This window comes from Peribacillus sp. B65 (assembly GCF_058513295.1).
Map to the genome: position 1 here is coordinate 1,324,550 of NZ_CP195840.1, position 12,539 is coordinate 1,337,088.

General features: G+C 41.3%; 15 protein-coding genes and 1 riboswitch. Of the genes, 14 read left to right on the forward strand and 1 reads right to left on the reverse strand.

Annotated features, from left to right (window positions below; translation table 11 throughout):
* The first annotated feature begins 9 nt into the window (after nucleotides 1-9).
* The 5 genes from cobA to ACSR9O_RS06465 all read left to right on the forward strand — a co-directional run bounded on the left by cobA (nucleotide 10) and on the right by ACSR9O_RS06465 (nucleotide 3,881).
* Entirely contained in the window at nucleotides 10-819 is an 810-nt protein-coding gene (gene cobA, locus ACSR9O_RS06445) for a uroporphyrinogen-III C-methyltransferase (protein ID WP_491724157.1), read from the forward strand.
* A complete protein-coding gene (locus ACSR9O_RS06450) occupies nucleotides 798-1,361 on the forward strand; it encodes a nitroreductase family protein (RefSeq protein WP_350302422.1) in 564 nt (187 codons plus the stop codon). Before cobA ends, ACSR9O_RS06450 begins: the two co-directional genes overlap by 22 nt.
* Nucleotides 1,362-1,375: 14 nt before the next feature.
* The gene (locus tag ACSR9O_RS06455) at nucleotides 1,376-1,912 is read left to right on the forward strand and encodes a cob(I)yrinic acid a,c-diamide adenosyltransferase (protein WP_101221882.1); all 537 of its coding nucleotides are present in this window, start codon (nucleotides 1,376-1,378) and stop codon (nucleotides 1,910-1,912) included.
* Between the two features lie 13 nt (nucleotides 1,913-1,925).
* The gene (locus ACSR9O_RS06460; protein WP_260357503.1) at nucleotides 1,926-3,443 is read left to right on the forward strand and encodes a cobyric acid synthase; all 1,518 of its coding nucleotides are present in this window, start codon (nucleotides 1,926-1,928) and stop codon (nucleotides 3,441-3,443) included.
* Between the two features lie 165 nt (nucleotides 3,444-3,608).
* Entirely contained in the window at nucleotides 3,609-3,881 is a 273-nt protein-coding gene (locus ACSR9O_RS06465; protein ID WP_063233522.1) for an HU family DNA-binding protein, read from the forward strand.
* A 457-nt stretch (nucleotides 3,882-4,338) separates the two neighbouring features.
* Here the strand turns inward: ACSR9O_RS06465 and ACSR9O_RS06470 are convergent, their stop codons facing one another.
* Nucleotides 4,339-5,067: a protein kinase domain-containing protein gene (locus ACSR9O_RS06470; protein ID WP_232782897.1), complete on the reverse strand. Its 729-nt coding sequence runs from the start codon at nucleotides 5,065-5,067 to the stop codon at nucleotides 4,339-4,341.
* A 387-nt stretch (nucleotides 5,068-5,454) separates the two neighbouring features.
* Here ACSR9O_RS06470 and ACSR9O_RS06475 point away from each other — a divergent pair, with 387 nt between their 5' ends.
* From ACSR9O_RS06475 to thiS, 9 genes are all read left to right on the forward strand, one after another.
* Nucleotides 5,455-5,637 (forward strand): hypothetical protein, encoded by a 183-nt coding sequence (locus ACSR9O_RS06475; RefSeq protein WP_363320575.1) that lies wholly within the window; start codon nucleotides 5,455-5,457, stop codon nucleotides 5,635-5,637.
* 585 nt (nucleotides 5,638-6,222) lie between these two features.
* A complete protein-coding gene (locus ACSR9O_RS06480; RefSeq protein WP_491724158.1) occupies nucleotides 6,223-6,378 on the forward strand; it encodes a hypothetical protein in 156 nt (51 codons plus the stop codon).
* Between the two features lie 363 nt (nucleotides 6,379-6,741).
* A riboswitch (TPP riboswitch) is annotated at nucleotides 6,742-6,871 on the forward strand.
* A 135-nt stretch (nucleotides 6,872-7,006) separates the two neighbouring features.
* The gene (gene tenA / locus ACSR9O_RS06485; protein ID WP_101221886.1) at nucleotides 7,007-7,690 is read left to right on the forward strand and encodes a thiaminase II; all 684 of its coding nucleotides are present in this window, start codon (nucleotides 7,007-7,009) and stop codon (nucleotides 7,688-7,690) included.
* A gap of 14 nt (nucleotides 7,691-7,704) precedes the next feature.
* Nucleotides 7,705-8,289 (forward strand): ECF transporter S component, encoded by a 585-nt coding sequence (locus tag ACSR9O_RS06490; protein ID WP_230176404.1) that lies wholly within the window; start codon nucleotides 7,705-7,707, stop codon nucleotides 8,287-8,289.
* 12 nt (nucleotides 8,290-8,301) lie between these two features.
* Entirely contained in the window at nucleotides 8,302-9,765 is a 1,464-nt protein-coding gene (locus ACSR9O_RS06495; protein WP_491724159.1) for an ABC transporter ATP-binding protein, read from the forward strand.
* Nucleotides 9,766-10,542 carry an energy-coupling factor transporter transmembrane component T family protein gene (locus ACSR9O_RS06500; protein ID WP_491724160.1) on the forward strand — a complete coding sequence of 259 codons (777 nt, stop codon included), beginning with the start codon at nucleotides 9,766-9,768 and terminating at the stop codon, nucleotides 10,540-10,542.
* A gap of 40 nt (nucleotides 10,543-10,582) precedes the next feature.
* Nucleotides 10,583-11,194, forward strand: a complete 612-nt coding sequence (gene tenI, locus ACSR9O_RS06505; protein ID WP_230176401.1) for a thiazole tautomerase TenI — start codon at nucleotides 10,583-10,585, stop codon at nucleotides 11,192-11,194.
* Between the two features lies 1 nt (nucleotide 11,195).
* The gene (gene thiO / locus ACSR9O_RS06510) at nucleotides 11,196-12,320 is read left to right on the forward strand and encodes a glycine oxidase ThiO (protein ID WP_491724161.1); all 1,125 of its coding nucleotides are present in this window, start codon (nucleotides 11,196-11,198) and stop codon (nucleotides 12,318-12,320) included.
* Nucleotides 12,321-12,334: 14 nt separating this feature from the next.
* A complete protein-coding gene (gene thiS, locus ACSR9O_RS06515) occupies nucleotides 12,335-12,538 on the forward strand; it encodes a sulfur carrier protein ThiS (protein ID WP_101221892.1) in 204 nt (67 codons plus the stop codon).
* Nucleotide 12,539: the final 1 nt, after the last annotated feature.

Genomic DNA, 12,539 nt, shown 5'->3' on the forward strand with positions numbered 1-12,539 from the left:
GGCGCGAGCATGAAACCGGGAAAAGTTCATCTGGTCGGTGCGGGTCCCGGAGATCCGAAATTGATTACGGTATATGGACTGGAATGTATTCAAAAGGCGGATGTCATTGCATATGACAGGCTTGTCAATCCAGAACTATTAAACTATGCAAAAGAAGGTGCAGAACTGGTGTATTGCGGGAAATCACCAGGGAAACATCATCTCATTCAAAATGAAATACATGAACTTTTAGTGGAAAAAGCTTTACAGGGGAAAAACGTCACCCGTCTGAAGGGTGGAGATCCATTTGTCTTTGGGCGGGGCGGTGAGGAAGCGGAAATACTGGCTGCTAACGGGATTGAATATGATATCGTCCCAGGAATCACAGCGGGAATCGCAGCACCGGCTTATGCGGGCATCCCGGTGACCCACCGTGATCATGCTTCAAGTTATGCGATTGTGACAGGCCATGGCCGTGATTACAAGGGGCAGGATAACCTGAATTGGCAGGCATTGGCTCAAGGGATCGATACCATTGCCTTTTATATGGGAATAGGTAATATGCCGTTCATCTGTGAAAAATTGATAGAGCATGGCAGGGGCGGCAATACGCCAGTGGCTGTCATTGAATGGGGCACGACTGATAAACAAAGGACGATTACCGGTACTTTGAATTCGATTTCTTTGAAGGCTATAAAAGAAGAAATTCAAAATCCGTCAATCTTTCTAGTAGGGGATGTCGTCCAATTAAGAGAAAAAATCCAATGGTTTGAAAGAGTGATTGAATCAGAGTCCATTAAGGAAAGGAATGAGTTGGAATGTCCATCATTCAAGAATTGAAGGAACGCCGGGCAATAAGGAATTACGAAGAAAAAGAAGTGGAAGACGAAAAAATCAGGCAGTTATTGGAAGCGGCTACCTATGCCCCTAACGACCGATTGCGTGAACCTTGGAGTTTTTATGTTATCAAGGGGGAAGCGAAGCACCGTTATGAAAGATTGGCAGAAAGGTATTTACATGAACGCTTTCCGACCAAACCAAAATTGATTGACAGCTCACTGGAAGTTGTAAAGACGACACCGCTTATCATTGTCGTGACTTCCGATATTTTGCCTGATGATCCAGATTCATCCGAAGACAATGTATTCGCTTCTTGTTGTGCCGTCCATTCGATGTGGCTTGCCGCAAAAGAACTTGGTCTCGGGTTCGTTTGGCGCACTAGAGGAGTGGGTCTAGTCAGGGATGAACGCCTGCACGAATTTATCGGTTCACCGGAAAACAAAAAAGTGATCGGCACCATTTTTGTCGGTTATCCTAAAGGCGATCAACCGGTTCCTGCTACTAAAAGGACTTCATACATAGAAAAAACAGTTTGGCTATGAAGGTAGGTGAGTGAGTGGCACGCAGAGGATTAATGCTTATTTATACAGGAAACGGGAAAGGGAAGACGACTGCCTCATTAGGGGTGACTTTGAGGGCAATCGGCAGAGGAATGAATGTCAAATACCTTCAGTTCATAAAATCTCCAGAGCGTACTTATGGGGAAGCATTGGCTTTGAGAAAATTAGGAGTTGAAATGGAGCAGCTAGGTATTGGTTTTACATGGACCAAAACACCAGAAGAGCATCGCAACGCCTTATCGTTAGCATGGGAAAAGGCGAAACTGGCACTTACTGATCCGGATATTGATTTACTTGTTTTGGATGAGTTGAACAATGCGTTAGCGATTTCCAAATTCCCGATTGAAGATGTCTTGCCATTGGCTGAAATCATCGATGCAATTCGAAATCGTCCCGCTCATATGCATATAGTCATTACCGGCAGGGATGCAAGGCCAGAGCTTATGGAAATGGCCGATTTGGTTTCAACGATTGAGGCGACCAAGCATTATTATGACGAGGGCATCGGCGCTGTCAAAGGATTAGAGTTTTAAGGGGGTGAGCGTAATGAAGGCACGATCCATCATGATACAAGGGACGTCGTCTGATGTAGGGAAAAGTTTGATTTGTACGGCATTTTGCCGGGTATTTTCCAATAAAGGATTACGTGTCGTCCCATTCAAATCACAAAACATGGCTTTGAATTCTTATGTAACCTTGGATGGCGGTGAAATCGGACGGGCTCAGGGAGTACAGGCGGAAGCAGCACGGATCACGGCAACGACCGATATGAATCCGATATTACTGAAACCGAAGCAGGATATGGTTTCGGAAGTCATCGTGCACGGAAAGCATTTCCTTGATATGAATGCAAAAAGCTATCGGTCCCAATTTGTCCAGGAAGCCATGCCCATCATCCGTAAATCGGTCGAAAAACTTCAAGAAGACTATGACATCATCGTACTCGAAGGGGCAGGAAGTCCGGCTGAAATTAACCTGAAGGACCGGGATATAGCGAATATGCGAATGGCTAAACTCACGGATGCGGCTGTCATTTTGGTGGCCGATATTGATCGTGGTGGAGTATTTGCGTCCATCATCGGCACACTTGCTTTATTGGATCAAGATGAACGAGATAGTGTAAAGGGGATCATCATCAATAAATTTCGTGGCATGCGTGAATTGTTGGACGATGGCATTGAATGGGTGGAAAAGGAAACCGGGATTCCGGTTCTCGGGGTGCTGCCCTATCTTGACGTGAATATTGAAGCGGAAGATTCACTTGCCCTCTCTTCCCTACGTTTTAAAAAACCTAAAAAGGCTGAGTTTCCGATAGATGTAGCCGTCTTGAGATTTCCGCGGATCTCCAACTTTACAGATGTGGATCCTTTTTTTGATGAACCCGGAGTAGGTGTCCGCCTGGTAAGCAGTGTCCATGAGTTAGGTAATCCCGATCTGCTTATTTTGCCTGGTACAAAAAACACGATGGAAGATTTAGAGTGGTTGAATCGTATGGGGTTGGATCGGGCCATCAATGAACTGCGGAAACAAGGAACGATGATATTTGGCATATGCGGCGGTTTTCAAATGCTAGGGACTAAACTTTTCGATCCTGACGCGGTCGAAGGTGACGGTGAGAACGCAGATGGGCTCTCGCTTCTTCCGGTGGAAACCGTATTTCAAGCAGAAAAGAAAACGGTACAAATGGAAGGTGTCCTTTCTGCCGGGATAATGGAAGGTCAAATGAATCTTAACGGTTTCGAAATACATTTAGGCAGAACGACATTGAAGTCGCAAGTAAGGCCCTTTCTTTTATTGAAGGATGGAAGAGAGGATGGAGCCATTTCCAATGACAACAAGGTAATGGGAACATATCTTCATGGGATATTCCATAATCGCCTGTTCACTAGATTACTAGTTAACCAAATTCGACGGAACAAGGGGTTGGAAGAAGTGAAGGAAAACGTCCAAAGCGACTCGGAGCGCAGGGAGGAAGCGTACAATCTCTTGGCATCCCATTTGGAGGAAAACATTGATATGGATACCATCTATCAATGGCTGCAGTTGGAAACTGCAGAAAGTTGAAAAGGTCATTAGGGTAATGTGATCAATGCACTTTTACCTTTAAAAAAGATCATTTTAGAGCGATAATTCCTTTTATTTAGCCATTTTAAGTGACAGAGGCATACAAGATATGTTATGTTGTCTACTCTACATACTTTATACAAAATAAAAGGATGAGGTGTTCATATGAATAAAACAGAATTAGTGAGCAGTGTTGCAGCACAAGCTGAACTGACAAAAGACGACGCAAAAAAAGTAGTGGACGCATTGTTTGAAACAATCACGGCTACACTTGCTAAAGAAGAAAAAATCCAATTAGTTGGTTTTGGTACATTTGAAGTGCGTGACCGCGCTGCCCGTACAGGAAGAAACCCGCAAACTGGCGAAGAAATACAAATTGCAGCTAGTAAAGTTCCCGCTTTTAAAGCAGGTAAGGAATTAAAAGAAGCTGTAAAATAAAAAAGTAAACAAAAAAACCTGGCGATGCGATATTCGCCAGGTTTTTTTGTTTACTGTCATGCGCTTCGAAGAACAGTAAAAGACAGTCATTTTTATTTATTTGTGCCATAATCTAACGGAGGAATTTAGGGAGTTCTCATGATCAACAATGAAAGAAGCCCACTTCATGAAGCAGTGATGGAATGTAACATAAATGAAAAAAAATTATAGTACTTATTAGTAAGGTTTATACTGTGACTATGTTAGGCTAAGTAATAACAAGTTTTAAAACCATAATAAAAGAGGTGAAAGATATGCTGAAGAAAATAATGAAAAAAATCAAACAGCTTTCCCAAGGCAGCAGTGAGCGAAGACATGGTCATTATCGCCGAGGCAGCAGCAGCAGCAGCCGAGGCTACAAAAGGTATCCCATGAGTGGAAGTGACCGATACAAGAGAAAAGGGCGCGGCAGTAGCAGCTAATTCAATTTCTTTGACTTCAATGCAGCCTGCAGGTCCATTGAGATTTCTTTAATATCTGAATAAGGTTCTTGGATGCTTAATAACCTTTTCAGTAAATGCACGGTTTCTTTTTCTAACGAAAGCTCTTCTGTCCAAGGAAGAGTCTTTTTACTTTTGGAGGCGTAAGTCGTATAAAGTGCATATAGAAGTATTTCCCCCAAGTCGTAAAAATCCTGCCTTTTCAGCTGCAACATGGATTCTTTAGTAAAATCGGCCGAATTGATTTTTTTAGACAAACCAAAGTCTATCAAAATGGGCTGATTGTTCTTTAGTAAAATATTTGGTATACGTAAATCTTGATGGGAAATGTCATGGTCATGTAGATAAGATACTAAAACGACCAGCTCATCCAGAAAAAATAGAGACTCTTTCTCATTGAATGTTATATGATTCAAGAAAATATGGTCTTCCAAATTATCTCCTTCTATGAAATCCATCACAAAATAAACATTTCCCTCATGTGAAAATTTCTCGTGAAATTTGGGGATGTTTTTGTGGTTTAACATTCGTAAAATGGAAATTTCATTTTCAAACTGCTTCAGCTCTTTTTTGCTGCGGCGTTTACTTTTCCGGAGTTGCTTGATCACTATATTTTCTTTTTTTTTCAAATCATTGCAAAGATAAATAATACCGTAGCTTCCTGTTCCGATTACAGCTTTTACCTCGTAACGGTAATTCAAAACCACTCCTTTTTTTAAAGGTATATCCACGAAAAATTGGTAGAACTTTCTAAATGTACGCAAAATTGAAACTTTCCTCACCACTTTCATCTATTCAAGTCAAGAACAAAAAAGTCCGTTATTAATTAAGCTGGAAATATGAATGAACATGGATAGTTTAACACTGATTTTTGATAATGCGGTAATGAAAGTCATTTCTTCGGGGAATTCTTTTGATAGTTCACAATTATAAATTTTTCCTGTAATTTCACATTATGAAATTATATGGTTTTTAAAAATATTAAGTTTACTATAATGAATTCATAATAAAAGAGTAGGAGGTGATGAGGTGGATGGGCGCGAGTTGAGAATTTGGGAAATCCCTAACCGGCGTCACAATAGTGAGCTGGTTTGATGGAAAGTTCAAAAGGGGATTACTGTGAATTCTTTTCCTTCGGTTTCCTTGGATCCACCGCTTGCTTTAGTATTCATAAAGAAGCAAAAGCCTGCACTAGCATGAAAGATAAATCTTTTACCATTAATATTTTGTCGGATGAACAGGAAGCCATTGCATGGCAATTTGCGGGCAGCAAATAGGAAACGCTTAAAACCGACTGGGATAACAAGGGAATTTCGCCAAAAATAAATGGAAGTGTTGCCTGGATGGAATGCAAACCATGAGGAGAGTATGATGCTGGTGATCATGTATTGTTCATAGGTGAAATCCAGGAGTTACATTCCGAATATTTGGAAGCGCTTACTTTTTTATCGAGGGAAAATGGGCTCTGCTAAACAGTTTGTAAAAAGTACTTAACAAACCGATGCAAGTAGCCGTCAATGCGGTTAACAAGTAATTTTAATAGTTGAATAAGGAGGGGGGCCGTCATGGGCAGTCCGGATACGGCCTTTAATCCAGTTTATCTTTCAATCTTATATCGGGAATAGGACAAATTGGCGGATCGTTAATTGGAGGGTACTTAGTTGGGAAAATAGGCCATAGAAGAGTACTTTTATCCCTCTGTGCAATGGGTACTGATTGTTTTGTCATATTAGGTTTGACCTCAAATGCAGCATTCTGATCGCTTTTGGAGGTGCCTGTACAGTAGGCACGATGAATTTGGCCAATACGTATATATCCGAGTATTATCCCCGGGAGATAAGGTCCACCGGGATAGTTGGGCCTTGGATTTTGGTAGAATTGGCGCGATTGTTGCCCCGACATTAATAGGATTACTGCTGGCTGCAAACTATTCACCACAAAATGCATTCATGGCCTTCACTGTTCCGAGCATAATGGCTGCCTCGGCGTTATGTGAAAGAGAAGTATGGCAGCTATGATATACTACAGATCGAGCAAAATATTAAAACTAAAAGCAACATCGAATGTATAATATTGTTTTTTAGAGAATAAAAGAATTCACGAGTAAAGTAGCTAAACTCACGAGTAAAGCCGCAAAAATCCCAAGAAAAATCAATTTCACGAGTAAGTAGCTGAATTCACGAGTAAAACAGTAGAATTCACGAGGAAATTACGTAATGAAACCCATTGATTAAAGTGCCGTTAAACTGCCGGGTAACTGGTGTATATGCAAGATTGAAAGGTTAGTAACCCTAAATCATTAAGTTGAAAACTTTTTCTAATACGTTTGACAATTGGATTTATCGTGTTAATATAAAGGCAAATGAAATTTAATATACAATTTGTACCACTAGGGGTGCTTTATAGGTGAAAGTTGATTTTTACCGCAGAAGCTGAGATTAAAGTATGACTTTAAGACCCTTAGAACCTGATCTGGTTTATACCAGCGTAGGGAAGTGGGGTCTGGAACAATACGTTTCTGTATTATTTCAAGTACAACCACTTTCTTTACGTTTAAGAAAGTGGTTTTTTGTTTGCAAAAAAAGGGGTGATAAAAGTTTTTTTCCGTAACATTCATTCAAAAAATATAATTTGGAGGTAATGGTCATGAAGTTTTCAGAGGAAATTCGTCAGGAAGTGGATCACATTTGGGAAGCTAGCTTTAATCACCCGTTTGTTGCAGGAATAGGAGATGGCACATTGCCATTGGAGTGTTTCCGTTTCTATGTTATGCAAGATTCCTATTATTTATCTCATTTTGCTAGGGTTCAAGCTTTAGGAGCAGTTAAAGCTACTGATTTACATACAACAAGCAGGCTTGCCGGCCATGCACAAGGAACATATGAAGCGGAGTTGAAGCTTCATGAGAATTTTTCTGAGAGATTAGGGATCACAAAAGAAGAACGGGATAATTTCAAACCAGCCCCGACCGCTTATGCTTATACTTCCCATATGTATCGTGCGGCTTATTCGGGACATTTAGGAGATGTTATTGCAGCTATCTTGCCGTGTTACTGGCTTTATTATGAAATAGGTGAAAAGCTGCAAGGGTGCATGCCGGAGGAGCCGATTTATCAAGAATGGATAGCGGCTTACGGAGGGGAGTGGTTCCGCACTTTGGTGGAAGAACAAATTGCGAGGCTTGATGAGATTGCTGAAAAAGTGACAGACGAAGATAAGGAAAGAATGAAAGAGCATTTTATCCTCAGCAGCCAATATGAATACTCATTTTGGGAAATGGCTTATCGTTTAGAGACATGGCCTGTGCATAAGGAAACACTAGAAGTATAAAGGGGAATGAAACAATGAAAAAAGGTTTGAAATTAACGGACATATTGGTCACGATCGTGATTGCGGTAGCATTTGGAATCGTTTATATCCTTTGGGGTTCGATTTATTATTCCGTTAAACCGTTAGGATTACATCTGGATCAACTTATTTATGGAATGTGGTTTATAGCTGGCCCCGTCGCCTTTTTAATTTTACGGAAACCGGGTGTGGCACTTTTAGCGGAGATAGCTGCAGCTTCCGGGGAGTTCTTCCTTGGTTCACCATGGGGGCTGACCGTACTGTTATATGGGGTGGTACAAGGTTTGTTCGCGGAACTGGTGTTCATGGCTTTCAAATATAAAAAATTCAATATGCCGGTGGCCGTTTTAGCTGCGATAGCTTCCTGCCTGGCATCAGTTATTATGGATTTTGCATACGGGGAAATAGGTGCGCTTTCAACTTGGAATCTATCGTTATTCATGATAGCGAGGTTTGTGGGTTCCATATTCTTTGCAGGTGTGACCGCTTATTATCTAGTTAAAGTCCTGGAAGCAACAGGAGTAACAAATCTTGTGCGTCCGGTTTCAAATAAAGATTATGCAGAACTGGATCAAAAGTAGAGGTTGAGGGCCATGGAACCAATCGTTTCTGTTGAAAAGTTAAGAATGAAATATCCCGGTGATGAATCTTTGATATTCAAGGACCTATCATTAACGTTTGATCAAGGAGAAAAAGTGCTATTGTTGGGGCCATCAGGTTGTGGTAAGTCGACCCTTTTACAAGTGTTAAGCGGATTGATTCCGAATTCCATCGAAGTACCGATGAAAGCGGAAAAATTGAAATGCCCTTCTTCGTGGGGGTATGTTTTTCAAGATCCTGATAGTCAGTTTTGCATGCCATTTGCCGATGAGGAAATTGCCTTCGTCCTTGAGAATCTTTCCGTCCCTAAAGAAGAAATGAAAGAGAAGATTCAAAATCATTTCCTTAAAGTAGGTTTGAACTTGGGCCATACAAGTATTGAAACATTATCAGGCGGGATGAAACAGCGTCTGGCAATCGCTTCAGTATTGGCCCTTGAACCAGAAGTGATATTTTTAGATGAGCCAACCGCCATGCTTGATCCGGAAGGAACGAAAGAAATCTGGGAATTGCTGAAGGAAGTCGGACGAGACAAAACGGTTATTATCGTCGAGCATAAAATTGACCATGTTTTAGAATTCATCGAACGAATCGTGCTTTTTAACGATGATGGTCAAATCATAGCTGATGGTCCAAGAGACACCATTCTTTCACTATATAAAAATGAAATGAAGGAATCTGGAATTTGGTTTCCAGGTGTTTGGGGTGAATATATACAGAATTATGCACCGATTCGGGAACACCCATTTACAGATGATTCACCTCTTATGAATGTGCAAGGCTTTAGCGGTTTTCGGAATAAAGAGGAAAAAATCAAGGTTGACGAGCTGAAGGTCCATTCAGGTGAATGGATTGTAATCAGGGGTGAAAATGGCGCGGGGAAGAGTACACTTTTGCATGCACTGATGCAGTTCATAAAAACGAATGGTAAGTATGAATTATTGGGAACACCGATTAAAAAGGTGAAAAATCCAACGGATCATATGACGTTTGTCTTTCAAAATCCTGAGTTTCAGTTCGTTGCAAATACTGTATACGAAGAGATTGCTTATTCATTGCGAATTGATAAAAGGCCGCAACAAGAAATAGATGAGAGAGTCCGCTCATTGCTTAAAGTGTTCCGCCTGGAGGCACATCGGGATAAACACCCGTTTCAATTATCAATGGGTCAAAAGCGTCGCTTAAGCGTAGCCGCCTCAATCGTAATAGACAAAAAAATCATTCTCCTGGATGAGCCAACCTTTGGCCAAGATTCGAAAAATACCTTTGCATTACTGGAATGGTTTGAGGAATATCGAAGGCGTGGAATAACAGTGATCATGGTAACTCATGATGATCATATTTCAAAAAACTTTGCAACCAGGATCTGGACGGTTAAGGATGGAAACGTAATAAGTGATGAAAACATTGTGCAATCAGGATTTGTGGAGACCAAAGTTAAAAGGAGTGTCATGTAGATGAATGATTCAAATGCAGAAACATGGCTATATAGAATTAATCCAAGCCTTAAACTTGGTGTACTGATTGTGTTATGCATCGTGGCGTTATTCATTCATGACCTGAATTATATGTTGAATATCACCATTGGCGTATTACTTTTATTTTTGTTTTTTACCGGGCATTCGATAAAACGCATCTTACTTTTGTCGATTCCCTTTTGTTTCATTTTTATATCCACCTCTTCTGCAATGATATTATTCGGGCAAGGTGAGACGCTTTGGTTTGAGTGGGGCCTTATATCGATTACTGAAGAAAGTTTCATGAGGGGATTACTGGTAGGCTTTCGAGCTTTGTTCTTTGCGGTTCTTGGCTTAACTTTTTCCTTAACTACGAGGCCAGTGAACTTGTTTTATTCGTTAATGCAGCAAGTTAAGCTTAAACCGAAATATGCCTATAGTTTCATGGCGGCATTAAGGCTGATTCCCATCATGATGGAGGAGTTCCAAACGATACGAAACGCGATGAAGGTACGCGGCTTCGAAAGGGGAAAAGGGATAAAAGCGTTATATTTTAAAATGAAAGCCTATTCCATCCCGTTGTTATCCGGAAGCATAAGACGTGCTCACCGAATCGCGGTTGCGATGGAAGCAAAGCGATTTACAGACACACGAGAACGAACATTCTATTATGAGTTTGGGTTTTCAAAAAAGGACCATGGTTTCATTTTGTATTTTATCATCCTGTTGTTGGCCGGCTTTTATCTGTCGATTCAATTCCCGTTAGTTTCTATTTGATTTTATGAGATTGTAACTTTACTTGTTAGGAGTCCTTAGTATGAATGCACATGAATTGCATATTATTTCTACTGGGAAACAGCCAATTGAAAAGTTTGTGGAAATCGCTTCAAACATTCAGGAACATGTTGATTTCTTTTATCTAAGGGAAAAGCATATGAGTGCATCGGAACTTTATCGAGCAGTGACCCTGCTACATGATAATAAGATCCCGCTTTCTAAGATCATCATTAATGATCGGGTGGATGTAGCTTGGGTACACAAAGTATTTGGTGTGCAATTGGCTTTTCATAGTTTAGATGCGGGAGTTGTAAAAGGAGCTTTTCCAGGGATGAATGTTGGCTGTTCGATCCATTCCATGGATGAAGCGAATGCCGCATTCAGCAAAGGGGCCGATTACGCGATATATGGACATGTTTTTGAAACGGATTCAAAAATCGGCCTTCCTCCTAGGGGAGTTGAGGAGCTTCATGCAATCTCAAGAAATGTCAATCTTCCGATAATTGCGATAGGCGGAATAACACCTTTCAATTGCCAAATCGTGCTGGATGCAGGGGCACGTGGAATTGCGGTCATGTCAGGGGTTCTTGAAGCTGAAAATCCGATTGAAGCCGTTAAAGAATATTCGAAGTCTTTGGGAAAGGAGACATAAGATGAATTCCATATATGATGCAATCATTGTTGGGGGAGGAGTAATAGGTGGATCCATTGCTTTTCAATTAGCCAAACGAGGTAAAAAGGTCCTTTTATTGGAAAAAGATAGACTTGCCAGCAAAGCATCCAGTGCTGCAGCCGGGATGTTAGGGGCACAAGCCGAGTTGGATGCTGATAACCCGCTTTTTACATTGGCAAGCCGAAGCAGGGGGATGTTTCCTGCACTGGCGGAAGAATTAAAAGATATAAGTGGAATAGACATCGAATTAGTGAACAAGGGCATGTTCAAGGTGGCGCTAACGAATGATCAGGTAGCCGAGTTGAAGAACATGATTAGAGGCCAGCAAGATGCGGGACTTGAGGCTGAATGGCTATCGACTGCCGAAATAAGGAAAACGGAACCGCTTCTTTCGGATGAGATTAAAGGAGCCATGTTCATTCCTAAGGATGGACAAGTTTCAGCCACTAGGCTGTCGCTCGCTTTTACTGAATCTGCCGCTGCCCTTGGTGTAGATATAAAGGAATTTGTTCATGTCTCCGACTTAGTTACTGAAAACGGAAGTGTAACGGGAGTGGTGACGAACATAGGTGCATTTTCATGTGAAAATGTCATCGTGGCAGGTGGGGCTTGGAGTGCTTTCCTCCTTGAAAAATCAGGGATGAAACTAGACAGTTATCCTGTAAAGGGAGAGTGCTTTTCCGTCCTGACCGAACGTCCATTGCTTGAAAAAACGGTCTTCTCGCATGGCTGCTATCTTGTGCCCAAAGTAGGCGGAAGAATCATTGTCGGGGCAACGGTTAAGGCGGGCACTTTCGATCAAAAGGTAAGTCTTGACGGGATTTCTACTTTAATAGAAAGAGCAACGCAATTGCTTCCGGCGATTAAAGGGACCGAATTGGAAAAGACCTGGGCAGGTATACGCCCACAAACTGGGGACGGCTTGCCGTACTTTGGTGAACATCCGGCATGCAAAGGACTTTTCATTGCAACGGGGCACTACAGGAATGGCATCCTGCTTTCTCCAATTACAGGTGTACTTATAGCGGATATTTTAGAAGGGAAGACAAATCCCGAATGGTCCGCTTTTCGATTGGATCGTTCGATACAGACCCTTTTTTCTTAATGGAGGTGGATGAATTGGAATTGGTCATTAACGGCGAAAAAATACGGATTCCTGCCGATGAATCAACAGTTACAGGGCTTTTGCAACACTTTAATTTACATCAAAAAGTAGTGATTGTTGAATTGAATGATGAAATATTAGCAAAAGAGAGTTTAAGTGAAACACTTTTGTCAAATGGAGACAAGGTAGAGATTGTACATTTTGTAGGAGGCGGATGAT